Source organism: Caballeronia sp. LZ035, from assembly GCF_031451175.1.
In the GTDB taxonomy this organism is placed as follows: Bacteria; Pseudomonadota; Gammaproteobacteria; order Burkholderiales; family Burkholderiaceae; genus Caballeronia.
In genome coordinates, this window is the sequence record NZ_JARUXS010000001.1 from 2,552,576 (window position 1) to 2,576,213 (window position 23,638).

Genomic DNA, 23,638 nt, shown 5'->3' on the forward strand with positions numbered 1-23,638 from the left:
GTACTAATCAGCGCGCCGGGCGGGATTTGCCCTTGAAATTCGATTACGCTACTTGTGCCACTTCTTTGAAGTCGTATCGCTTGCCCGGCTTCACTTTCTTTACCTTGAACGGAATTTCGCCCGTTTCAATTGCGTGGATTGCGGCGCAACGAACAAAATCGCTGACCGAATATCCTTGGTCATCGAGCATTTCGATAAGCCGCGCCTTCGACTCTGGGTCGATTGCCCCGGTGATCTCTTGATACTTCGACATGGTTCGCTCCTAGCGAGGTAACTAGGAGTAATTCTAGCGCGCGGACATTATAAATAGTTCGTCACTCTCGGATTTATTTTCGCGATAGATTTTAACTCTCACAATTTAAAGAATTCCGACATTCAGATCGCGACTGTCAGAATTTCGCGCGGCGAGTACAAACAAAAACGCCCACCTAAAATCAGGCGGGCGTCCCAAGCTGCGATATGCACAGTCCTACAGCGCGGCGCTCACTCCGGTAACGAGCGAGAACGCGTAGAACTTTCCGCCCTGTTCGAACGTCTCTTTGCCGCTGCTCTTAAGTGCGAGGCGGAACTTAATGTGCTTGCTGAATTCGAGACGATGAGCGCGGAAGGCTTCTGCGACTGACCGGTGTTCGGTCATTTGGCCGTTGTGAGTCACGACTACCGCATGTTTGACGATGCGGGCCGCTCTGACTTTCTCGTCCGCCCAGCTGCGACTGACGCCTGCTGCGTTGCCGAGCTTCGGCATTTGAAACACCGGAAACGTGATCGGCTCCAATCCAAAATCTGCGCGCGTAGGAAACTTCTCCCAAGCTGCGGCGGCATGAACGACTGCGGGCGCTGCGACTTTTGCGGTAAGGGTTTTGCGGGCCATGATTCGTATTCCTCACTAATTTGGTTCTGGGTTGGGTTCTGGTCGCTGCTCACTACGGAAATAATTCTGCTCCAGCGTCCACAAACTGCGTTACAGAAACTTACACTATCCTGACGAAATTGTTGCTATCAACTCTGCGCGGCTGATAGTAGGTTGATACGGTCGAGCGCTTCCCTAGTCTTGTCGGCACGTAGCCATCCGTAGTGCTTGTCGATCATCGCTGTGGAAGTCCCGGCCATCCGCGCGACCACGAAAGCGTCCATGCCGCCCGCGATCATCTCGCTGATGGCCGTGTGTCGAATCGAATAGAGCACGAGCGAATCGGACAGACCCGCCGCAGCCACCGCTTTATCGAACGCGTTGCCCCAAGTCTCTTTCCGCCACTTCGCGCCGCCCGTAGTCGTGAACAGGAGCGCGTTGCCGATCTTGAACTCTGCGCGGCCTCGCACGAAGGACAGAGCCGCACTCGACAACACGATTACTCGCGGCCCGGTCTTACCGTCCAGCGCGAGCGTGCCCTGTTCCCGGTCGAAGTCGCACGCGCGCACTCCCGCTATTTCGCCCGGTCGCGCTCCGGTAAGGAGTAGCGCCGTTACGAAGGCCCGAATATCGTGCGCAGAGACGGCTAGAAGGCGCTCGCGGTCGCTCGCCGGTACGAAGCCCTGCCTTCGCCGCCCGACAGCGCGAAAGGGTGTAACGGCGCGCCACGCAGCATCCGTGTCGATCATGCCCATTCGGTACGCGAAATTGAGCGCGGCCTTAAGGCTCGACAATTGCCGGTTGCTAGAGTCCTTCGCCGCCCGTAGCGCTTCGCCTTCCTTCCGGAGCACCTGCTTCCGGACCCAATCGAGAATGTGCTGCGCTTTAAGGTCCACGAGCGCCACCGCGCCGATAGGTTGCGCGTCGATCATGTACCGGAACCGGGCGGCGGAATCTTTCGCGGCCTTCTCTGACTTCTGGAGACGCTGGTGCTCGACATACAGCGCGCACGCCTTCCGAATGGTCATCGCTTCTGGCGGCTGCTGCGCTTGTTCTTCCGAGACAGGACGCGCCGCCCATTCGATTACGCGCACCGCCGCCGTATCGAAGTCGGGAAGGTCCGGACCTAAAGCGACGAAGCGCTGCCGCCCGTCCTCTCCGCGCAGCCGCCCTAGCCAGTGTCCGCCCGTCTCGGTACGCCGAAAACCTACGTAGAGTCCCGCCCGTATGCGCGCCCAGTAGGGCTCACGCCTAGGCGTTAGGCGGTCGCGCGAGGTCTTACTGTGGATCAGGTTTGTTGCGGTCGTCATTAGTCTCTCCGTACTAAAAAATACGAAAATCCTAACGGAAAGTTGTGATATAACGATAGTCAGCCGCAGAATATTCTATGATTTTCGTTGTTCGCGCAGCAGCTTTCGCCTTCACACGGCAGGGGTCACTGGTTCGATCCCAGTACTACCCACCAGGATTCTGGTGTTGGTAAAGACAAGCACCGAAGATCAAAAAGGCTCAGGTTTAACGACCTGAGCCTTTTTTCATTTCCGCTTCGGCAGTATCAAGTCATCCGCCCGCAGACGCCCAGATCCCGCGCGCCATGCCGCTCGCGGCGATCACCATCACCATTACCAGTCCCGCTTCCAGGTCGCTCATCCACGCGAAACGGCGCGCGCGCGTGAGATCGATCGGCCCGCCCTGCGCCCGCGCCACTCGCCAGCGGATCAGCGCGAGCATCGGCGACACTTCGATCAGCAAGATCACCACGAGCGCCGTCATCTTCAGGTGGAACAGCGGCTCGTGCAGATAGTAGGCCGCGCCCTTCTCGAAACCGCCGAACGCACGCATCGCGCCGGTGACGATCAACACGATCGCCGTGATGCCCCAGACCATGTCAGACCGGAATACATCGCGCAGACGGAGTTCATTGGCCTGGACCGACTGCGTGGCGTCGAGCCGCCGCAACGCACGCGCGCGCGCCAGCACGGAACCGAGCGCGAAGCCGAAGCCCAGCAGGTGAAGCGCGGCCAGCATCCAGCGTATCAACATGCTTTCCTCCCATCGCAGCGAACAAGACGAAAGACGTGGACTTGCGGCGAGACGGTGCGCGTCAGATCTGCCGCAACGTCGTATCGAGCGAACGCGCGGCCTGGCGGTCGCTCTCGCCAGTGATCGCCGCGCGGAACACCGTCGTGCGATTGTGCCCTGCCGCGGCCGGCGAGTCCCACAGCAATTCGACCCTGGCGCGGCGCGCGAACAGGCCGCGCCGCACCTCGCCGCGCGCCTGGACGACGGGCGTGGCGGGTTGGGTGGCGGGCGTGAGCAGGCTCGTCGAGGGCGCGGCACGCTCGGGCGGCTCGGTCCACTTGAGGGAAAGTTCGCGGGCATCGTACTGGCCGAGCTTGCGGCTTTCTGCCCAGACGATGGCGGTGCGAGTGACGGGATCGAGCGAAATGGCGTAACGGCCGATGGCAAAACGGCGCGCCGCGATATTGGTGCGCCAGAGTGCGCGCGGACGGCAGATCCACATGACGACCGCATAGAGCGCGGGGCCGACCAGCAGCCAGCCGTTCGTCTCCGTGAGCGCATGCATGAAGCGATGCCCGCCGGAAGTCCAGATGAAGGCGCCGACCGAGAACATTGCGAAGCCGAAGGTGAGGAGCGCGAGCAGCCGCAGCGCCTGCCGCAGCCATTGCGGCAGCGGATGGAGCGGCCGCTCGAGACGCGCCTTCGCGCCGGGCAGCACGACCAGCAGGAAGATCAGCACGACGTTCACGCACGCCCACGGCGACAAGGTCATGGCGCGCAGCGAAGAGAGATAGCCCATCTGCGACATCGATAATGCCCAGCGCGCCGCCAGTACCAACCCGATGGCGCGCAGTGCGAAGACCGTGCCGGCGCCGGGTGCGGGGCTCGCGCTGGTTTGCCTGGTTCTCGCCAAAAGAAACTCCTGTCCACTTACGATGCTTGGCTGCTCCGCGCACTGCGAAGTCCGGGCCATTATAGGGAGATTACGGATCTCGTCAGAGGTTTCCACGAGCGTAGCGCGGTCTGGCGCTCCAAGAACATTGCCACACACGCCCGACTGTGTCTGATTACGACAACGCCCCGCGTGCCTTGAGGCGCGCGGGGCGTTTTTTTGCAGCCAACGCCGCACCGGGCGGCGCTTGCTTAGCTAGCGTTAACTTCGCGCAGCACGGTGCGGCGCTTCTGACGCAGCATCTCTTCGTACACGCTGACGTAGTTCGCCGCCATCACCTTCGACGAGAAGCGCGCTTCGAACGCGGCGCGGACCTTCTCGCGCGGCAGCGTGTCGAGACGCTTCACGGCGGCGATCGCGCTCAGTTCGTCTTCCACGACGAAGCCCGACACGCCGTTTTCGATCACTTCCGGCACCGAACCGCGATTGAACGCGATCACCGGCGTGCCGCAGGCCATGGCTTCGATCATCACCAGACCGAAGGGCTCCGGCCAGTCGATCGGGAACACCAGCGCATGCGCGTTGCCGAGGAACTCACGCTTTTCGGCTTCGCCGATTTCGCCGATGTACTCGACGTGCGGGAGCGCCATCAGCGGCTTGATCGTTTCTTCGTAATAGGCGCGGTCAGCCTTGTCGATCTTGGCGGCGACCTTGAGCTTCATGCCCGCCTGCCCGGCGATGCGGATCGCGCGGTCGAGGCCCTTCTCCGGCGAAACGCGGCCGAGGAACGCGAGGTAGCCCGGCTCCACGTTGGGGATCGGCGTGAGCACGTTTTCGGGCAGACCGTGATACACGGTCGACAGCCAGTTGGCCTGTTGCAGCGGCTGGCGCTGGTTGTCCGAAATCGAGATGACCGGCACGTCCTTGAACGTGTTGAAGATCGGCTGCAGTTCGGGCAGGTCGAGACGGCCGTGCATGGTCGTCAGAAACGGCACCGGCTGGCGCGCGAACAGCGAGAACGGGTAGTAGTCGATGTGGAAATGCAGCACGTCGAATTCTTCGGCGCGGCGGCACACTTCCTCGAGCAGCAGCATGTGCGGGGCCATCACGTCGCGGATGGTCGGGTCGAGGCGCAGCGCTTGCGGCCAGAATGCTTCGAGCTTGGCGGACGTTTGCGAATCACCGCTCGCGAAGAGCGTGACATCGTGTCCAGCATCCACGAGTGCCTCAGTCAGGTAAGACACCACGCGCTCCGTGCCGCCATACAGCTTCGGCGGAACAGCTTCGTGGAGGGGCGCGATTTGAGCGATTCGCATGTCGTGAAACTCCTAATGAAAGATCAGGCTAAAACTACAGTCGTTTTGACGTCGGGAGCGAGTCGCTCGGCTCGGGCGAAGCTTTCCGCGGCGCGTAGGCCGCGGCGCAAAGGCTGATGCTCGAGTGAAGAAGCGGGATCGCTGTTCACTGGTTTCTGCACGGTCGATTGGACAAAGCAAGTGCGGTTCCATATCTCAAAAGTCCGTGCGCCTGCAATTAACGCGCTTGCAACTGGACGGTTGACGGCAACTTGCAAAAAGCTGTCTGCGACCTAGGGTGAAACCCGGAGCGCATTATGGAGCTTTTTACACGCGCATAGCGGCAGTCATTTCAACTTATTTACCTTGTTACAAGAGGGATACATTTTGCAAACCCCTGTTTATTAAGGTTGTTCTACATTGGAGAACGGGTTTTGCGGGGTCTCCGGGCGAAGCGGCGCGGCATTGCCGCTCAGGAGGCCCGTATCAGCCAAAGCGTCAACCACGGTATCCGGCGCTGGCGCGCCACGTGCTTTTACCCTTGCTGGATCTCGCCGCTCATTGCCTTACGGCGAGCGATGGGGCGCAAAAACTTGCGCAAAATGCTTACAATGCGCGCCGACGCCGTGCGCTAGACAGACGCAGGACCAGACATGTCGGCGAGCTTTGTTCCGTGCGGTGTCATGTGATCGGCGCGATGGCCGGCCGCCGCCCGAATTCCCGCCGCAGCGATGTTCGGAGGCCCACATGGGCCGGACATCGCCGGCCCGAAGACGCCTTGCCCCTCCGCGATACTGGCTACAATCCAGTGATGGAGACGGCGCAGCGTCGCTTGTTTGACGTCGGTCGCGCCGTGGCGGGCCAGGTTTCGATTGCCGCGGAAGTTCCAGCGGACGTGCCCGAAGGCGCAACACGCTCAACCGCTCTACGACCAAAAAAGACCATTGGACCAACTTACCGTCTCCCAGCGTAACGCGTACAACGCGAAGCTTTCGAGCTACGCGCATCATCCGCTCGCGTTCCTGCTGCGCTACATCCGCCGGCATCCCGTCGCCCATTCGATCGTGCTGTTCAGCGTGTTCGCCGCGGTGGGCTGTGCCCTCGCCTCGCAGTACGCGATCAAGCATCTGATCGACGTACTCGGCCAGGGGCGCGGACACCCCGGCCCGCTCTGGGGTGCGTTCATGATCCTGGTCGGCCTGATCGCCGCCGACAACCTGCTGTGGCGGGTCGGCGGCTGGGTCGGCGCACATGTGTTCGTGATCGTGACCGGCGACCTGCGCAAGGACCTGTTCTCGTATCTCTCTGGCCACTCGCCCACCTACTTCTCCGAGAAGCAGCCCGGCATGCTCGCCAGCCGGATCACCGCGACCTCGAACGCCATCTACACCGCCGAAAACGTCATGGCGTGGAACGTCCTGCCGCCGTGCATCGCGGTGCTGGGCGCCATCGTAATGATCGTCTCGGTCAATCCGTGGATGGCCGCCGGCCTGATGACCGCGTCACTGGTCCTGGCGCTGATCCTCTACCGCCTCGCCAAGCGCGGCTCGGCGCGGCATCACAACTTCGCGTCGAAAGCGGCGTCGGTGGACGGCGAACTCGTCGACGTGATCGGCAACATGTCGCTCGTGCGCGCGTTCGGCATGACTTTCCGCGAACAGAAGCGCTTCGGCTCGACCGTGAAGGCGGAAATGGTCGCGCGCCAGCAGAGCCTGCTGTACCTCGAAAAGCTGCGACTGTTCCATGCGGTCGTCACGGCGATCCTCTCCGCCGGCCTGCTCGGCTGGGCCTTGTGGCTGTGGTCGAAAGGCCAGGCGACGTCGGGCGATATCGTGCTGGTCAGCTCGCTGGGCTTCACCATCCTGCACGGCACGCGCGACCTCGCCGTGGCCCTGGTGGATGTGACGCAGCACGTCGCGCGTCTCGCCGAAGCCGTGCAGACGCTGCTCGAGCCACACGGCATGCCGGATCGCTCGGACGCGACGGAACTCGTGCCGCAAGGCGGACGCGTCGACTTCGAAAACGTGACGTTCGCCTATCCACGCCGCCGTCCGATTCTCGACAACTTCCATCTGCATATCGAGCCGGGCCAGCGCGTCGGGCTGATCGGCAAGTCGGGCGCGGGTAAATCCACCGTGCTCGCGCTGTTGCAGCGTTTCTATGAAACCCAGAAGGGCAGCATCAGGATCGATGGCCAGGACATCGGCTCGATCACGCAGGACAGCCTGCGTCATTCGATCGCGCTCGTGCCGCAGGATATCTCGCTGTTCCACCGCACCGTGTTCGAGAACATCGCCTATGGCCGTCCCGAGGCGAGCCGCGAAGAAGTGCTCGCCGCCGCCCGCGAGGCGCGCTGCACGGACTTCATCGAGGCGATGCCGGAAGGCTTCGACACGATCGTCGGCGACCGCGGCGTCAAGCTGTCCGGCGGCCAGCGCCAGCGCATCGCGATTGCGCGCGCCATCCTGAAGAACGCGCCGATCCTGCTGCTCGACGAAGCCACCTCCGCCCTCGACAGCGCGTCGGAAGAAGCGATCCAGCAAGCGCTCGACCGTTTGATGGTCGGCCGCACGGTGATCGCGATCGCGCACCGTCTGTCCACCTTGCAGAACTTCGACCGCATCATCGTGATGAGCTCGGGCAAGGTCATCGACGATGGCACGCCGCAAGAGTTGCGCGAACGTCCGGGGCTGTATCGCGAGTTGCTCGCGAAGCAGCACGGCAAGCTGCCGTCGATCGTCTCGACGCCGCACAAGCAGCCCGCGTGAGCGGGCCTGGCCGGCTTCAGCGCGTATTCAGATCGCGCAGGAAGTTGTCGCGCCAGACCGAGACGTTGTTGTCGCGCAGTTGCTGCATCATTTCGTCGTAGCGCGCGCGACGCTCGGCCAGCGGCATCTTGAGCGCCGTGGCGAGCGCATCGGCCATGCCGTCGATGTCGAGCGGATTCACGATCAGCGCGGCCGTCAGTTCGCGCGCCGCGCCCGCGAACTGCGACAGCACCAGCACGCCGGGATCGTCCGGATCCTGCGCCGACACATACTCCTTCGCCACCAGATTCATGCCGTCGCGCAAAGGCGTGACGAGGCCGACGTGCGCCTCGCGGAACAGCGCGGCGAGCACCGGCCGCTCGTATTGCCGATGGATATAGCGAATCGGCGTCCAGTCGAGTTCGGCATAGCGCCCGTTGATGCGGCCCGACTCCGCTTCGAGCTGCAGGCGGATGTCGCGATAGGCATCGACGTCCGAGCGCGTCGGCGGCGCGATCTGCAGGAACGACACGTTATTGCGCTGATGCGAATCGTGCTCGACCAGACGTTCGAACGCACGAAAACGCTCGACCAGACCCTTCGAATAATCCAGCCGGTCGACGCTCATCACGAGCTTGCGATGATGCAGCGTCGCCTTGACGATCTCGACATCGCGCCCGCTTTCGCCGTCTTTGGCCAGCGCGGCGATTTCATCGGGATAGACGCCGATCGGATACGCCGCCGCGCGCAAGCTTTGCCCGAACGCGCGAATCTCGGCGGGCTTCCCGGCGTTGCGCGTGACCGCGCCGCCCGCCTCCGTGACGATGTATTCGCAGAACGCGTGCAGATCGGGTTCGGTCTGGAAGCCGAGCAGATCGAACGCGCACAGTGCTTCCATCAACTCGCGATGCCGCGGCACGGCGAGCAGGATCTGCGGCGCGGGAAACGGAATGTGCAGGAAGAAGCCGATGCGGTTCGTCACGCCCTGCGCCCGCAATGCCTGGGCGAACGGAATCAGATGATAGTCGTGGACCCAGATCACGTCGTCGGGCTTGAGCAGCGGCGCGAGCTGCGCGGCAAGCCAGCGGTTCACGCGGCAATAGCCGTCGAATTCGTTGCGGTCGAACTCGATCAGGTCGGGCCGATAGTGGAACGCCGGCCATAACGTCGCATTGGAAAAGCCGCGGTAGTACTGGTCATAGTCGCGCCGCGACAGACCGATCGTCGCGAACGTCACCGGCCCATGTTCTTCGAGCTGGATGCCGGGCTCGGCGTCCGTGGGTGAAGACAGCACGTCGCCGCTCCAGCCGAACCACATGCCGCCGGTTTCCTTGAGCGCGTCGTACACGCCAACCGCCAGGCCGCCCGCCGCCGGGCCGCCTTCGGAAATCGGCGCGACCCGGTTCGACACGATGATGAGCCGGCTCACGCGTGCTTCCCCGCCGTGCCCGAGATGACCTGCAGCCAGTCGAGCAGCAGTTCGACCGACTCGATGCGCGCCCGCGCGACCGTGTCACCGGGACCGACCTTGACCGAGAGACCGTCAAACTCGTTGACCACCGCAAAGCCTTTTTCGTCGGTGAGATCGTCGCCGATGAACACGGGACGGCGACCGGTGAACGGCGGCTCGCCCAGGAACGCGCGCACGGCGCGGCCCTTGTCGACGTCCTTCGGTTTGATCTCGTAGACCATCTTGCCGGGTTGCAGCACGTAGGCATCGGCGTATTGCTGCACGAGACGCTCGGTCGCGGCGCGCGCGGCGGGTTCGCGTTCGGCCGCATTGCGATAGTGCAGCGCCAGCGCCGCGCCCTTGATTTCGAGCAGCATGCCGGGATTCGCGCTCACGACCTTTTCCAGCTCGTGTTCCATGCGCAGCAGGCGATCGTCGTTGAAGCCGATGCGTTGCAGGTCGCCGTTGGCGTCGCGCCGTTCCGCGCCGTGCATGCCCGCAACGGGCAGATCAGGCATGTGCAGGAACGAATCGATATTGTCGATGCCGCGTCCCGACACGACCGCCACCGCGCCATTGGTCGCGCGCCTGAGCGCTGCAAGGATGTCGGGCACCGAACGCGGCACGAAGATGCCGTCCGGGGTGGAGGCGAGTTCGACCAGTGTGCCGTCGAAATCGAAGAAGAAAGCGGTCTCGGCGAGAGACAGGGAATCAGGAAGAATTTGCATCGATCTTGGGCCTGGTGTTTGGCTGGCGACACCCTGGACAGACGCCGCCAGACAGCGCGAAGTGTGGGCATCTTACCGCCTGAGTACCGCCTGGGGGCTTTCGGGCATGCAAGCCGTTATCTTACGAATGCCGGCGCAGGGTCTTTCAGCGCGCTTGAGACATGCGGCAAATGGTCTCGAAAAAGCCGGGGCAACGCGATGTTTTGCTGGTCATCAAGCAAAAGGCGTGTATTTTGCGACGTTGTCCTCGAATCATCCTGCAAGACGAATCCCGATGCACGCTTCGTTCCCAGCCTTCCTTGTCCGGCGGTTCATCGCCCTTCTTACCCTGTGCGCGCTTGCCGCCTGCTCGAAGCCCGCGGAGCCCTGGCATCTCACCGATGTCTCGGGTCATCTGCCCGACCTGGATTTTTCACTCGTCGATGACGGCGGCCAGCCCGTCACCGGCCAGTCGTTCGCCGGCCGGACCACGCTGGTCTACTTCGGCTACACGCATTGTCCGGATGTCTGCCCGGAAACCATGGCGCGGCTGATGCAGGTGCTGGAGCGCGTCGGACCGGAGGCGGACAAGGCGCGCATCGTGTTCATCTCCGTCGATCCTGCGCGCGACACGCCCGCGTTGCTGCGCTCGTATGTGCGCGCCTTCGACGACAAGCACGCCGTCGGCCTCACCGGCACGGACCGCGCCATCGAGCGGGTGGCACAGCGTTATCGCGTGGCCTATCAGATGGAAAAGCGCGCACCGGACGGCGCGTACGAGGTCACGCACAGTTCCGCCGTCTACATCTTCGACGCCGAAGGCCACGCGCGCCTGCTCGCCACCGAGCAGGATTCCGCGGACGCCATCGCGACCGATCTGAAACGCGTGATCGACGCGAAGGCTTCCTGACCATGCATACCCTGCTCTACTGGCTCGACCCCTGGGAGCCGTCGCCGACGGTCGTGATCGCGGTGCTCGTCGCCGGCATTTTGTTCGCGCGCGGCGCGCGGCATGCGCGCGTGACGTTGGCGCGGCGTATCGCGTTCTGGTTCGGGTTGAGCGCGCTCTACGTCGCGCTGCATACGCGGCTCGATTACTTCTTCGAGCATGAGTTCTTCATGCATCGATTGCAGCATCTGGTGCTGCATCATCTCGGGCCGTTCTTCATTGCGCTGTCGTATCCCGGCGCGGCGCTGCGCGCGGGCATTCCGTTCGATTGGCGCAGGCGCTGGCTGCGCCCGGCGGCTCAAAGCAGCGTGGCGCGCGGCTTCTCTGCCGTCGTGTTCAATCCGGTCGTGGCGGTCGTGCTGTTCGTCGGGCTGATTTACTTCTGGCTGCTCTCGCCGATCCACTTCAAGGCGATGCTGGATGCCCGGCTTTATCGCGTGATGAACTGGAGCATGTTGATCGACGGCCTGCTGTTCTGGTGGCTCGTGCTCGATCCGCGTCCGGCCCCGCCCGCGCGTCTCGCGCCCGGCAGGCGCATCCTGATCGTGATCGCCGCGATTCCGCCGCAGATCATCCTGGGCGCGTATATCTTCTTCACGCCGCACGAGCTGTATCCGATCTATTCGATCTGCGGCCGCGCATTCACGTGGATCACGCCGATGCGCGACCAGCAGATCGGCGGCCTGTTGCTGTGGATTCCGGGTTCGATGATGAGCGTGATCGGCGCGCTGATTGCGCTGCGTCACTGGATGCGGCTGTCGGCACGGACGCGCCTGCGAAAGGAGAACGGACGCGGCGTCGATGCCGCGCCCGGTGGCGCGAAGGTCAAGGCAAACGCCGTGGCGTCATGAACCGAAGCCGGGGCGGCGCATCCAGACGTGCGGGATGCCGTCTTCATCGTGAATCCCCGACGACGCCACGAACCCGAACGCGCCATAGAAGCGCTGGAGATGGGCCTGAGCGTGCAGGCTGATCGGGTCGTCCGGCCATTGCGCAAGGATGCGTTCGAGTGCGCGTTCGAGCATCGCGTTGCCTAGCTTGAGACCGCGGAACTTTGCCGTGGTCAGCACGCGGCCGATCCGTACGTCTTTCTCGGTGTCGTCCGGCGTTCCCGGCAGCAACACCCGCAGATACCCGGCGAGTGCGGGACGCTGGCCGTTCTCTCCTGCGCCATAGGCCAGCAGGTGCCACGCATCGATATCGAGACCGTCGATGTCGCCATACACGCAGTTCTGCTCGACGACGAACACCGCGCTGCGCGCCGCGAGCATGTCGTAGACCTCGGCGGTCGAGAGGTCGTCGAAGGCCTTCCAGCGCCATTCGAGTGAAGAGAGTCGGTCGGTCATGGGAATCCGGATGCGGGGAGTATCGCGATTATGCCGCGCGACGGGCGGCCGCGAATAAAGGTGACGCGGTCAAGCGCGAAAGCTGATCGGTGATTGGCGAAAGCCTGCGGGCAAAAAGAAAAAGCCCTGACGGATCAGGGCTTTCGAGTGGAGGCGCGGACCGGAGTCGAACCGGTCTAAACGGCTTTGCAGGCCGCTGCATAACCGCTTTGCTACCGCGCCGTATGCGGTTCCGGCTGCCGGTCATACGCCGGCTTCTTCACCAAACAAAAAGGGAAGCTTGGCTTCCCCTTTGATTGGAGCGGGAGACGAGTCTCGAACTCGCGACCTCAACCTTGGCAAGGTTGCGCTCTACCAACTGAGCTACTCCCGCAATGTCCTGCGATGCTGCCTGTGTTACTTGTGCTGCTGCTTCCGACGTTACGCGCCCACTGCTTCAACGCTGACCACACCGGAAACTTTCTGATCTGGAGCGGGAGACGAGTCTCGAACTCGCGACCTCAACCTTGGCAAGGTTGCGCTCTACCAACTGAGCTACTCCCGCATTTTTACTGCTGACTCTGCCGCACGTTTTTATCGCACTTCGCGTATTTGCGTCGTGCCGTGCATCAGAGAAACGAGATTATGTAGAAGCTAAAGAAGCCTGTCAACAGTTTTGTGAGAGGAATTTTCCGTTTCGACGCAATATTCCGCGCGAACGAATCGGCAGGCCTCGCCCGGCCCAAAGAATCACAGCATGCCGCCCCGCTCGCGAATCTGCGGCCACGCGAGCTTCATGTAGTAGAGCATCGACCAGACCGTGAGCACGGCGGCAACATCGATGAGCCACAGCCCCCACACGCGCGTGTCGATCATCCATTGCGTGCCGCTGATCTTGAGCGGGCCGTAGAACAGTAGCATCGGGATGGCGACCATCTGGCACACGGTCTTGAACTTGCCGAGCTGGTTCACCGCGACGCTCTTCGATGCGCCGATCTGCGCCATCCATTCGCGCAGCGCCGAGATGGTGATCTCGCGTCCGACGATCACGAGCGCGATCACCGCATTCAGCCGCGACAGCTGCACGAGCACGAGCAAGGCGGCGGTCACCATCAGCTTGTCGGCGACGGGATCGAGGAACGCGCCGAACGCCGAGGTCTGGTTGAGCTTGCGCGCGAGAAAGCCGTCGAACCAGTCGGTGAGCGCGGCGAGCACGAAGATCAGCATGCCGAGCAGGTTGCGGTGCTCCGGGCTCATCATCATGTCCGGCAGATAGAACACGCCCACGACAAGCGGAATCAGCACGATCCGCAGCCATGTCAGAAAGATCGGTAGATTGAACGGCATGGGCGCAGGCGAGTGGAGGACATGTAAGGGAGCCGCCATTGTGCCGCGTCGATCCCGCGCTCACAAGGCAGCAACCCGGACCGGCGCGCCCCGCGACGGGCTTCGTGTCGCGAGGCGCGGCGGGACCAGCTCAATGCAACTGACGGTAGATCTGCTGTGCCAGCGCAAGCGAGATGCCTTCGACACTGGCCAGGTCCTCGACGCTCGCCGCCTGCACGCCGCGCAATCCGCCGAAGCGCGACAAGAGCCGCTGACGCCGTTTCGCACCGACGCCTTCGAGTTCTTCCAGCCGCGAGGTTTGACGGGCTTTCGCGCGTTTCGCCCGCATGCCGGTGATCGCGAAGCGGTGAGCTTCGTCGCGGATCTGCGCGACCAGCATCAGCGCTGCGCTTTCCTTGCCGAGTTCTAGCGCGGGCCGGCCGTCGGCGAAGATGAGCGTCTCCAGTCCGACCTTGCGCCCTTCGCCCTTCGCGACGCCGACCAGCATGCCGTGATCGAGACCGAGTTCCGAGAACACCTGCCTGGCGATTTCCACCTGGCCCTTGCCGCCGTCGATCAGCACGATGGTCGGCAGCGCGCCGCCCGCGGCGACGGGCTCGGCGCCGTCAGGCGTGACGGTGGGATCGGCGGCATCGCCGGGCTGCAGGGTGGCGGCTTCGTCGGTGGCGTTGGCGGCCGCCTGCGCGACCATCTTCTCGTAGCGGCGCGTGAGCACCTGGCGCATGGCGGCGTAGTCGTCGCCGGGCGTGATGCCGGTGATGTTGTAGCGGCGATACTCGCCCGACTGCATCTTGTGATGATGGAACACGACACACGACGCCTGCGTGGCCTCGCCCATCGTATGGCTGATGTCGAAGCACTCCACGCGCAGTTGCGCGAGGTCGTCCATCTCCATGCCGAGCGTGTCGGCGAGCGCGCGGGTGCGCGCCTGCTGCGAACCTTGCTCCGATAGCAGCCGTGCGAGCGCGAGCCGGGCGTTCTGCTCGGCCATCGAGAGCCATACGCGCTTCTGCCCTTGCGGCTGACGCAGCAGCGTGACCTTGTGCCCGGCCTGCTCGATCAGCAGGTCGACGAGATCGCGGCTCGACGGCGCATGACTCACGACGAGCACAGGCGGCACCCGATTGCCGATGTAATGCTGCGCCATGAACGCTTCCAGCACTTCGGCTTCGAGCGCGTTTTCGCGGGGTTCGGGGCGGGTTTGGGGGTCGGCTTCGGCTCCGGCTTCGGCTTCGGCTTCGGCTTCGGCTTCGGCTTCGGCTTCGGCTTCGGCTTCGGCTTCGGCTTCGGCTTCGGCTTCGGCTTCGGCTTCGGCTTCGGCTCCGGCTCCGGCTCCGGCTCCGGCTCCGGCTTTGATATCAGCCTCGGCGTCCGTCTCGCCGGTAGCAGCGTCCGCTTCGAGATTCACCACAGCCGCGTCGACCCGCGCGGCGGCGAGTTCAGCGCCATCCGCCAGTTCGGGCAACTCGGCCAACTCACCCAGTTCGTCCTCGTCGCCCAGCGACAGCGCGCTTTCAACGTGCGTCGGAAAATAAGCCTTGTCGCCGAGATGCCTTCCGCCGCGCACCATCGCGAGATTCACGCACACCTTGCCGCCCAGCGCGACCACCGCGAGGATATCGACATCGCTCTCGCCGCCCACTTCGATCGCCTGCTGATGCAGCACCGTCGACAGCGAGCTCATCTGGTTGCGCACCGCGGCGGCCTGCTCGAACTTGAGATCGGCGGCGAAGGCGTGCATCTTCTGCTCGAGTTCCTTCATCACCTCACCCTGCCGTCCGAGCAGGAAGCGCGACGCGTTGGCGACATCGCGCGCGTAATCCTCCTCGCCGATGAGTCCGGTGCACGGCGCGGTGCAGCGTCCGATCTGATGCAGCAGGCACGGCCGCGTGCGGTTGCTGAACACCGAGTCCTCGCAGGTCCGCAACTGGAACACGCGCTGCAGGATCTGGATGCTTTCGCGCACCGCCCATGCGCTCGGAAACGGCCCGAAATACTGGTTCTTCTTGTCGACCGCGCCCCGGTAATACGCCATGCGCGGGAACGCGTGACCGGTGAGCTTGAGGAACGGATACGACTTGTCGTCGCGAAACAGGATGTTGTAGCGCGGCGCGAGCGCCTTGATCAGGTTGTTCTCGAGCAGCAGCGCTTCGGCTTCGGAACGCGTGACCGTGGTTTCGATCTTGCGGATGCGCGTCACCATCATCGCGATGCGCGGCGAATGCAGCGTCTTCGTGAAATAACTCGACACGCGCTTCTTCAGATTGCGCGCCTTGCCGACGTACAGCACGTTGCCGCCGCTGTCGTAGTAGCGGTATACGCCCGGCAGATGGGGCAGTTGCGCAAGGGTCTTTTTCGGGTCGAACTCCGCGTCGGAAGCGGATTCGTGTGCGGCGGAGTCAGTCATGCAGCGAAAGTCGCGAGTATCCCGCGCGAGGCACGGCGCGAAGCCTGGTTGGGGAGGCGCGCGCGAGCGTCAGAGCCGCGGTCGTTATCTTAGAATCGCCATTTTAGAACATTACGCCGCGCGCCAACGTCCCATGTCCGCACAGCCGCCCACGCCGTCCGCCACGCCTGAACTCGCCTGCGACATCTTTTGCGCGGTCATCGACAACTTCGGCGACATCGGCGTCTGCTGGCGTCTCGCGCGGCAGCTGCGGGCGGAGTACGGCTGGCGCGTACGGCTCATCGTCGACGATCTGAAAGTCTTCCACGCCCTCTGTCCGGCCGTCGACGCCACGCTCGCGCGGCAGGAAGCCATGGGCGTCGTGATCGAGCACTGGCACGATCCCGCGCATGCCGGCGACAGGCTCGACATTGCAGACGTCGTGATCGAAGCGTTCGCATGCGAGTTGCCGCCCGCCTACGTCGCCGCGATGGCGCGGCGCGAGCGCAAGCCGGTCTGGGTGAATCTGGAGTATCTGAGCGGCGAGGACTGGGTCGCGGACTTTCACATGCGGCCTTCGCCGCATCCGCGTTATCCGCTCGAAAAGACGTTCTTCTTTCCCGGCCTCGGCGCGGGCACGGGCGGCGTACTGAAGGAACGCGATCTCGACACGCGGCGCGCAGCGTTCGATGCGCCCGCATGGTGGCACGAACACGTACAAGGCGAGCCGCCGGGCGCCGACAGCACCGTCGTCTCCCTGTTCGCTTACGAGAACCCTGCCATCGACAGCCTGCTCGCGCAGTGGCGTGACGGCGCCGCGCCGGTCGTGCTGCTCGCGCCGGAAGGCCGCATCTCGGGCGCGCTCGCGCGCTTCTTCGGCCTGCCCCGCTTCACCGCGGGCATGTCGGCACGCGCGGGCGCAGTGCGGGCCCACGCGCTGGGATTCGTCGAGCAGCCGCGTTTCGACGCCTTGCTGTGGGCCGCCGACATCAATTTCGTGCGCGGCGAAGATTCGTTCGTGCGTGCGCAGTGGGCCTGCAAGCCGTTCGTCTGGCACATCTATCCGCAAGCCGACGACGCTCATCTCCCCAAGCTCGATGCCGCCCTCGCCCATTACACGCATGCGCTCGACGCATCGGCGCAGGCTTCGACGGCACGCTTCTGGCACGCATGGAACGGCGCGGGCACGCCGGACTGGGCCGATTTCTGGCGTCATCGCCGGGCGCTGGAGGCCCGCGCCGCGAGCTGGGCCGGCGAGCTGGCGGGCATCGGCGACCTGGCGGGCAATCTTGTCGCGCATGTGCGTGCGCGCCTGCCTCGCGGATGATGCCCCTGCCTTCGCCCGCGCCCTGTCTCGCGTGCCCGCCATCTTCACCTGGTTTGTACGCGTCATCCGACTGGCCCAACGGGCAAAAACTCAGTTAAAATAAGCGGTTATCCGAGGAAGCAGCGCGAGTGGGCAACGGGCAGGCGGTAGCGAGTCCTTGCCTGAGTGCCGGCATCTCGCTGCGGTCAGCGGCGGTCAGCAAAGGCCGGCACGGCATACACCGTCGCCCACGTTGCCTGACAGGCAGCCTTCCTCGTTAGCCAGCATTCACGCGTGGCGGCGCAGCGCCGCTGCCGGATCGAATCATCCAGGCATCTAGCCCTATCCATTCGTACAGGACCAGTTTTATGAAGACCGCACAAGAACTCCGCGTCGGCAACGTCGTCATGATCGGCAGCGATGCCATGGTGGTGCAGCGCGCCGAGTACAACAAGTCGGGCCGCAACGCCGCGGTCGTGAAGATGAAGTTCAAGAACCTGCTGACGAACTCCGGCATGGAAACCGTCTACAAGGCGGACGACAAGTTCGACGTCGTGCTGCTGGACCGCAAGGAAGTGACCTACTCCTACTTCGCCGACCCGATGTACGTCTTCATGGACGCCGACTACAACCAGTTCGAAGTCGAAGCCGAAATGATGGGCGACGCGCTCAACTACCTCGAAGACGGCATGGCGTGCGAAGTCGTGTTCTACAACGAGAAGGCCATCTCGGTCGAACTGCCCACCACGCTCGTGCGCGAGATCATCTACACGGAACCGGCCGTGAAGGGCGACACGTCGTCGGGCAAGGTGCTGAAGACCGCCAAGCTGAACACGGGTTTCGAGCTGCAAGTGCCGCTGTTCTGCAATATCGGCGACAAGATCGAAATCGACACGCGTACGAACGAGTACCGCAGCCGCGCCTAAGCCGCGCACGCGCAGGTCACGCCGGCGCCGCGCACGAAGCACCCTGCCGCGACGGCTCCCCGAACAAAGCGCCCTTCACGGGCGCTTTTTCTTTTGCATGAATTTTTTGACAAATTCAGGCAAACTTTACCGCTCGGGCCCTCATTCGATGAGATTGCGTCCGACCGGGAAATCCCCGCAAAGGCTACGCCATCCAGCCACGATCGGAAAAATCACCCGCGTGGCACGGTTCCTGCTGAAAACTTTCGATAACGATTTCAGAGCCGACATGCAAAAACCGCGTCCCATCACGAGCCGGTTGTTGATTGTGGCGGCACTCGCACTGCCGCCGTTTGCGTTGCTGGGATGCAAATCGACGCCGCCGTCCGCAGCACCCGTCGCCGGCCAGCCGGCCACCGATGACGCCACCCTGGCCGCCCGCGTGAAGCAGGCGTTGGCCGCGGATCCGCAGCTCAGATCGTTGCCGGTGAGCGTCGCAACGTACCGCGGCGTGGTGCAGGTGGCGGGATACGTGGAATCGGATGCGCAGATCGAGCGCGCTCTGGCCGTGGCCCGCAGCGTGCCGGGCGTGCGATCCGTCAGCAACGAACTGCATCTCAGACCGCGCTGAGGCGTTCACCGGGGAACAGGAACAGATGACACACGAGTAACGCAGGACGAGAACCGCAGCGGGTCGTGCGCCGAGTCAGACGAAGGCAGCGCCGCCCGCCCACGAAACACCGGAGGCCCGTGCCGCGCTGTTGCGGCCGGCACGAAGCAACGGTGCATTACAGTCCACTTTGAGACATTGGCCCGCCATGCCACACGCCCTGATTGTCGAAGACGATCCCAATAGCCTTTCAGGTCTGTCCGCGATTCTGTCGGCGGACGGCTTTTCCGTCGACACGGCGACGACCCTCGCGGAGGCACGCTCCGCGCTGACGCGCTTCATCCCCGATGTCGTGCTGATCGACCTGAATCTGCCGGACGGCAGCGGCCTCGATCTGTTGCCGAGCCTGCCCTCGCAACCGCCGGACGGCGCGTTGCCGGTGATCGTGATGACCGGCAACGCGACCGTGGAAAGCGCGATCGAGGGTTTGCGGCACGGCATCTGGGACTATCTGCTGAAGCCGGTCAACATTCCGCGCCTGCGCAGCCTGCTGGCGCGCATCCCGCGTCCATACGAACTCACCGAGGAAGTGCAGGCGCTGCGCTCCACGCTGCGCGACCTGGGCCACTTCGGCGACATGACCGGCCGCAGCGCGGCGATGCAGCACGTCTACGATCTCATCGAACACACGGCGCCGACCGAAGCAGCCGTGCTGATCTGCGGCGAACCCGGCACGGGCAAGAAGATCGCGGCGCGCACGATTCATCAACTGAGCCGCCGTCGCAAGGGCCCGTTCGTCACCTTCGACTGCTCTGCTTACCGTCACTCCGGCACGACCGGCGAGGCGCCGCAGCGCACGATGGAAAGCATCCTGTTCGGCCATGAGCGCAATGCCTACGCGGGCGCGGAGCATCGCGAACCGGGCCTGCTCGAACAGGCGGGCGGCGGCACGCTGTTCCTCGACCAGATCGATTCGCTGCCGTTGCCGCAGCAGGAAGCGCTGTTGCGCGCGCTCGATTCGCAGACCTTCATGCGGGTAGGCGGCAGCAACCGGATCATGACGGACTTCCGCCTGATCGCCGCGTCGCGCACGCCGATCCGCGAGGCGGTTGCGAGCGGTGCGATGCGCGAAGACCTGTTCCAGCGGCTGTCGGCCTCGTCGATCATGCTGCCGCCGCTGAGCGAACGCGACGACGACATCGCGCTCATCGCGGAAGCGCTCGTCGACGAACTCAACCGCGAAAATCACATTGCCGGGATCACGAGCGGATCGCCGAAACGCGTCAGCCCGGGGTTCATTCGCGAGTGCTTTGCGACCGAATGGCCAGGCAACGTACGCGAGATGCGCGAGCGCGTGCGGCGCGCCTATCACGCGTCGGGTGAAACCATCGAGACATTGCGTGTGGATGAACCCGGCGGACTCGGCGGACGCGGCCTGAACGGCAGCAGCGTGCAGGTGACGGTCGGCACGGCACTGGCCGACGTCGAGGACATGCTGATCCGCGCGACGCTCGAAGCGGTGGGCGGCACGCGACATCGCGCGGCGACGCTGCTGGGCATCAGCCCGAAGACGCTCTACAACAAGCTGCAACGGATGAAGCTCGAACCGTCGTGATGCCGTCGTGATGCTTTTAGCGAAGCTGAAAAAAACGCCACGATCGTGGCGTTTTTTTCATCTGAATCGTCCGGAAAGGAATCAGCCCAGCGTGTCCTTGATGAGCGCGCGTGCCGCCCGATACTCCGCCTGTTCCTGCAGCTTGTCCCAGCCCGGCGCCTTGCCGCGCGGCCGCATCTGCTTGAGCCGCTGCACCGACGCCTTCGACGGCGCATGGCGCAAGTGCTTCAGCACCCGTCCCGCCTCCTCCGGCTGATTGCAGATCAGCACCATGTCGCAGCCCGCCGCAAGCGCGGCGCTCGCCGCTTCGGTGAGCGTGCCGCCGGCGCGTGCTGCTTCCATCGAGAGATCGTCGCTGAAGATCGCGCCCTTGAAGCCGAGCCTGCCGCGCAGGATGTCCTGCAGCCAGATGCGCGAAAAGCCGGCGGGCTTGTCGTCGACCTGCGTATAGATGACATGCGCCGGGATCACCGACGCGAGCGCCATGCCGAGCCAGTCATACGGACGCACGTCGGCGGCGAGGATATCGTCGAGCGTGCGGTCGTCGGTGGGCAGCGCCACGTGCGAGTCGGCGGACGCGAAGCCGTGACCCGGGAAATGCTTGCCGCAATTCGCCATGCCCGCGAGCGCCAGACCGTGATTCAGACTCTTCGCGAGCATCGTCACGACGCGCGGATCGCCATGCAGCGCGCGATCGCCGATCACCTTCGACTGCCCGTAGTTCAGGTCCAGCACCGGCGTGAAGCTCATGTCGATGCCGCACGCGCGCAGTTCGGACGCCAGCACGTAGCCGAACGCGGTCGCGGTCTTCGTCGCGGCGAGCACGTCACGGTCCCACAACTCGCCGAGCCGACCGGGTGCGGGCAGCACGGTGAAGCCGTCGGTGCGGAAACGCTGCACGCGCCCGCCTTCGTGATCGACGGCGATCAGGATGTCCTCGCGCACGTCGCGGATCGCATCGGTCAGCGCGACCAGCTGCGCGCGGTTCTCGAAATGCCTTGCGAACAGGATGATCCCGCCGGTCATCGGATGCGTGAGACGGTCGATGTCGGCGTCGGACAGGGTCGTGCCGGCGACGTCGAGCATGACGGGGCCGGGAGTGCGTTTCATCGATTTCAATGGAAGCTCTAAATGGATGGAATGAATGTCAGACGCGCTCGGGCGTCTCGGCGATCACGAACGACACCGCGTAGTCGCGCTCGTCGCTGACCGTGACCTGCGCGGTGATGCCGCGCTGCGCGAGCCACTCGGCCAGTTCGCCGGACGCGACGCACATGGGCTTGCCGCTCGGTTCGTTGAGCGTTTGCAGCGCGCGCCAGGTCATCGGCCAGCGCATGCCGAGGCCGATCGCCTTCGAGAACGCTTCCTTGGCCGAGAAGCGCGTGGCGAGGAACGCGAGGCCGCGCACCTCCGAGCGCGCGCGCCGGGCGTGATAGATGCGCAGTTCGTCCGGGCCGAGCACCTTCTCGGCGAAGCGTCCCTTGGTGCGCTCCATGACCGCCGCGATGCGGCTGACCTGCACGATGTCGGTGCCGATTCCGTAGATCGCCATGTCGACTCGCGCTTCAGCGTGCGTGGCCGGCGGCGAGACGCGAGGCGACCATGATCGCCTTCATCTCGCGGACCGCGTTGTCCCAGCCGGCGAAGATCGCATGCGCGACGATCGCGTGACCGATGTTCAATTCGACGATGCCCGGCAGCGCGGCGATCGCCTGCACGTTGGTGTAGTGCAGTCCGTGCCCGGCGTTGACCTTGAGGCCCAGCGCATTGCCGAAGTCGACGCTCCGCGCCACACGCTCGAATTCGTCCTGCTGCGCGGCTTCGTCGTGCGCCTCGGCATAGCGGCCGGTATGCAGTTCGATGACGGGCGCGCCCGCTTCGTGCGCGGCGCGAATCTGCGTTTCGTCCGGGTCGATGAACAGCGACACGCGCGCGCCCGCGTCGGCCAGTTGCCGGCACGCGGCCTTCACCTCTTCGAAGCGGCCCGCGACATCGAGCCCGCCTTCCGTCGTGACTTCCTGACGCTTCTCCGGCACGAGACAGACATCGTGCGGCTGGATCTCGCAGGCGATGTCGAGCATCTCGCGCGTCACCGCGCACTCCAGATTCATGCGCGTCTTCAGCAGCGGACGCAGCGTGCGCACGTCGGCATCGACGATATGGCGACGGTCTTCGCGCAGATGCAGCGTGATGACGTCGGCGCCCGCTTCCTCGGCAGCCAATGCCGCGCGGATCGGATCGGGATAGGACGTGCCGCGCGCATTGCGCAGCGTGGCGACGTGATCGATGTTCACGCCCAGATCGATGACGTTCGCAGGCGACGAGAGAAAGAAGCTCATAGTTTTTGCAGGTCGATCAGTATCTGTCGGGTGGCGAGCGGCGTGCCGCCCAGGTAATGATTCAGCAGGAAGCGCATCAGCGTCTTGCTCTGGGTTGCGGTCTGCGAGCTGGCGAAGTCGTCGCGCTCCATGTCGATCAGCGTCTGCCCCGAGATTACCGGCCATGGCGGCGGCAGGTCATCGGATGCTTCACGCACGCCACGGTCGGGATCGAACACATAGCGGCCGTCGGGCGTCACCGGCTGGCGCGTCACGGTGCGCGTGAGGTTCATCGCGTAGCCGGTTTCGCGCAGCAGCACGCGTTCGAACGAACGCAGCACCTGCACGGCGGGTTCGTCGTGAGCCAGGCGCGACAGCGTCAGCACGTAGTGATTGAATAGCGCGGGATGCGCGTCCTCGCGGGCGCAGAACTTCACCAGCAGCTCGTTGACGTAGAAACCGCACAGCAGCGCGTCGCCCGCGAGCGGCAGCATGCCGCCGACCCACTCGGCCGTTGTCAGCGTGCGCACTTCGCCCTTGCCGGTCCACGACAGCCCCAATGGCTGGAAGGTCTGCAACACGCCGCGCAGCGCGGAATGTGGACGCTTCGCGCCTTTCGCGACGAGCGCGACGCGGCCGTGATCGCGCGAAAAGACGTCGATGATCAGGCTCGTCTCGCGATACGGATAGCTGTGCAGCACGAAGCCCGGCTGTTCGGCAATGCGGAAGTCCGAACGCGGCGCGGCGCGCGGACGCTTCTCGGCGCTTTCGCCCGTGCTGGCCGCCGCGCCACGCGCGCGCTTCTTCGCGACGCGCGCGGCCGGACGCTCGGTCGCGTCGAAATCGTCGTCAGGACGATCGTCGGCGGACGGCGTCATCCACGCGTCGCTGGTGCCGTCGTCCATGAGTCGTGG

General features: G+C 64.2%; 22 protein-coding genes and 3 tRNA genes. 7 read left to right on the top strand and 18 right to left on the bottom strand.

Annotation, left to right across the window (positions count from 1 at the left end; genetic code table 11):
- Window positions 1–43 precede the first annotated feature (43 nt).
- The 6 genes from QCE88_RS11955 to QCE88_RS11980 all read right to left on the bottom strand — a co-directional run bounded on the left by QCE88_RS11955 (window position 44) and on the right by QCE88_RS11980 (window position 5,080).
- Window positions 44–253, bottom strand: coding sequence for a type II toxin-antitoxin system RelB/DinJ family antitoxin (locus QCE88_RS11955; protein ID WP_309902076.1), 210 nt, complete (start codon window positions 251–253; stop codon window positions 44–46).
- A gap of 216 nt (window positions 254–469) precedes the next feature.
- Entirely contained in the window at window positions 470–871 is a 402-nt protein-coding gene (locus QCE88_RS11960; RefSeq protein ID WP_309902078.1) for a hypothetical protein, read from the bottom strand.
- 128 nt (window positions 872–999) lie between these two features.
- Window positions 1,000–2,160, bottom strand: a complete 1,161-nt coding sequence (locus tag QCE88_RS11965; protein ID WP_309902080.1) for a tyrosine-type recombinase/integrase — start codon at window positions 2,158–2,160, stop codon at window positions 1,000–1,002.
- 250 nt (window positions 2,161–2,410) lie between these two features.
- Complete coding sequence (locus QCE88_RS11970; RefSeq protein WP_309902082.1) at window positions 2,411–2,893, bottom strand: DUF2214 family protein; 483 nt, start codon at window positions 2,891–2,893, stop codon at window positions 2,411–2,413.
- A 61-nt stretch (window positions 2,894–2,954) separates the two neighbouring features.
- Window positions 2,955–3,785, bottom strand: coding sequence for a hypothetical protein (locus QCE88_RS11975; RefSeq protein ID WP_309902084.1), 831 nt, complete (start codon window positions 3,783–3,785; stop codon window positions 2,955–2,957).
- Window positions 3,786–4,015: 230 nt separating this feature from the next.
- Entirely contained in the window at window positions 4,016–5,080 is a 1,065-nt protein-coding gene (locus QCE88_RS11980; RefSeq protein WP_309902086.1) for a glycosyltransferase family 4 protein, read from the bottom strand.
- A gap of 923 nt (window positions 5,081–6,003) precedes the next feature.
- On the opposite strand from QCE88_RS11980, the gene QCE88_RS11985 reads away from it, so the two are divergent.
- The gene (locus QCE88_RS11985; RefSeq protein ID WP_309902088.1) at window positions 6,004–7,827 is read left to right on the top strand and encodes an ABC transporter ATP-binding protein; all 1,824 of its coding nucleotides are present in this window, start codon (window positions 6,004–6,006) and stop codon (window positions 7,825–7,827) included.
- Between the two features lie 16 nt (window positions 7,828–7,843).
- On the opposite strand, the gene otsA is transcribed toward QCE88_RS11985, so the two are convergent.
- Together otsA and otsB are read right to left on the bottom strand one after the other, a co-directional pair.
- Window positions 7,844–9,235: an alpha,alpha-trehalose-phosphate synthase (UDP-forming) gene (gene otsA / locus QCE88_RS11990; RefSeq protein WP_309902089.1), complete on the bottom strand. Its 1,392-nt coding sequence runs from the start codon at window positions 9,233–9,235 to the stop codon at window positions 7,844–7,846.
- A complete protein-coding gene (gene otsB, locus QCE88_RS11995) occupies window positions 9,232–9,984 on the bottom strand; it encodes a trehalose-phosphatase (protein ID WP_309902092.1) in 753 nt (250 codons plus the stop codon). Before otsB ends, otsA begins: the two co-directional genes overlap by 4 nt.
- A gap of 274 nt (window positions 9,985–10,258) precedes the next feature.
- On the opposite strand from otsB, the gene QCE88_RS12000 reads away from it, so the two are divergent.
- Complete coding sequence (locus QCE88_RS12000) at window positions 10,259–10,873, top strand: SCO family protein (RefSeq protein WP_309902095.1); 615 nt, start codon at window positions 10,259–10,261, stop codon at window positions 10,871–10,873.
- 2 nt (window positions 10,874–10,875) lie between these two features.
- Window positions 10,876–11,763 carry a cytochrome c oxidase assembly protein gene (locus QCE88_RS12005; RefSeq protein WP_309902097.1) on the top strand — a complete coding sequence of 296 codons (888 nt, stop codon included), beginning with the start codon at window positions 10,876–10,878 and terminating at the stop codon, window positions 11,761–11,763.
- Here the strand turns inward: QCE88_RS12005 and QCE88_RS12010 are convergent.
- The 6 genes from QCE88_RS12010 to uvrC all read right to left on the bottom strand — a co-directional run bounded on the left by QCE88_RS12010 (window position 11,758) and on the right by uvrC (window position 15,991).
- The gene (locus QCE88_RS12010; RefSeq protein ID WP_309902099.1) at window positions 11,758–12,258 is read right to left on the bottom strand and encodes a GNAT family N-acetyltransferase; all 501 of its coding nucleotides are present in this window, start codon (window positions 12,256–12,258) and stop codon (window positions 11,758–11,760) included. The two genes, QCE88_RS12005 and QCE88_RS12010, sit on opposite strands and share 6 nt — an antisense overlap.
- A 148-nt stretch (window positions 12,259–12,406) precedes the next feature.
- Window positions 12,407–12,480, bottom strand: a tRNA-Cys gene (locus tag QCE88_RS12015).
- Window positions 12,481–12,555: 75 nt separating this feature from the next.
- Window positions 12,556–12,631: transfer RNA gene (locus QCE88_RS12020), tRNA-Gly, on the bottom strand.
- Between the two features lie 95 nt (window positions 12,632–12,726).
- Window positions 12,727–12,802: transfer RNA gene (locus QCE88_RS12025), tRNA-Gly, on the bottom strand.
- Between the two features lie 185 nt (window positions 12,803–12,987).
- Entirely contained in the window at window positions 12,988–13,584 is a 597-nt protein-coding gene (pgsA, locus tag QCE88_RS12030; protein ID WP_309832846.1) for a CDP-diacylglycerol--glycerol-3-phosphate 3-phosphatidyltransferase, read from the bottom strand.
- Window positions 13,585–13,714: 130 nt separating this feature from the next.
- Complete coding sequence (gene uvrC, locus QCE88_RS12035) at window positions 13,715–15,991, bottom strand: excinuclease ABC subunit UvrC (protein ID WP_309902101.1); 2,277 nt, start codon at window positions 15,989–15,991, stop codon at window positions 13,715–13,717.
- A gap of 133 nt (window positions 15,992–16,124) precedes the next feature.
- Between uvrC and earP the strand changes: the two genes are divergently transcribed.
- From earP to QCE88_RS12055, 4 genes are all read left to right on the top strand, one after another.
- Window positions 16,125–17,297 carry an elongation factor P maturation arginine rhamnosyltransferase EarP gene (gene earP / locus QCE88_RS12040; protein WP_309902103.1) on the top strand — a complete coding sequence of 391 codons (1,173 nt, stop codon included), beginning with the start codon at window positions 16,125–16,127 and terminating at the stop codon, window positions 17,295–17,297.
- Window positions 17,298–17,644: 347 nt separating this feature from the next.
- A complete protein-coding gene (gene efp, locus QCE88_RS12045) occupies window positions 17,645–18,202 on the top strand; it encodes an elongation factor P (RefSeq protein WP_309809113.1) in 558 nt (185 codons plus the stop codon).
- A 268-nt stretch (window positions 18,203–18,470) separates the two neighbouring features.
- The gene (locus tag QCE88_RS12050; RefSeq protein ID WP_309903550.1) at window positions 18,471–18,812 is read left to right on the top strand and encodes a BON domain-containing protein; all 342 of its coding nucleotides are present in this window, start codon (window positions 18,471–18,473) and stop codon (window positions 18,810–18,812) included.
- A gap of 187 nt (window positions 18,813–18,999) precedes the next feature.
- A complete protein-coding gene (locus QCE88_RS12055) occupies window positions 19,000–20,406 on the top strand; it encodes a sigma-54 dependent transcriptional regulator (protein WP_309902106.1) in 1,407 nt (468 codons plus the stop codon).
- An 81-nt stretch (window positions 20,407–20,487) separates the two neighbouring features.
- Here the strand turns inward: QCE88_RS12055 and nagZ are convergent, their stop codons facing one another.
- From nagZ to recO, 4 genes are read right to left on the bottom strand one after another with little or no spacing between them, the layout of a single operon-like run.
- Window positions 20,488–21,516, bottom strand: coding sequence for a beta-N-acetylhexosaminidase (gene nagZ, locus QCE88_RS12060; RefSeq protein ID WP_309902108.1), 1,029 nt, complete (start codon window positions 21,514–21,516; stop codon window positions 20,488–20,490).
- Window positions 21,517–21,553: 37 nt separating this feature from the next.
- The gene (gene acpS, locus QCE88_RS12065; RefSeq protein WP_309902110.1) at window positions 21,554–21,958 is read right to left on the bottom strand and encodes a holo-ACP synthase; all 405 of its coding nucleotides are present in this window, start codon (window positions 21,956–21,958) and stop codon (window positions 21,554–21,556) included.
- Between the two features lie 13 nt (window positions 21,959–21,971).
- The gene (gene pdxJ, locus QCE88_RS12070; protein ID WP_309902111.1) at window positions 21,972–22,745 is read right to left on the bottom strand and encodes a pyridoxine 5'-phosphate synthase; all 774 of its coding nucleotides are present in this window, start codon (window positions 22,743–22,745) and stop codon (window positions 21,972–21,974) included.
- A complete protein-coding gene (gene recO / locus QCE88_RS12075) occupies window positions 22,742–23,629 on the bottom strand; it encodes a DNA repair protein RecO (protein WP_309902113.1) in 888 nt (295 codons plus the stop codon). The genes pdxJ and recO overlap by 4 nt, the downstream gene beginning before the upstream one ends.
- Window positions 23,630–23,638: the final 9 nt, after the last annotated feature.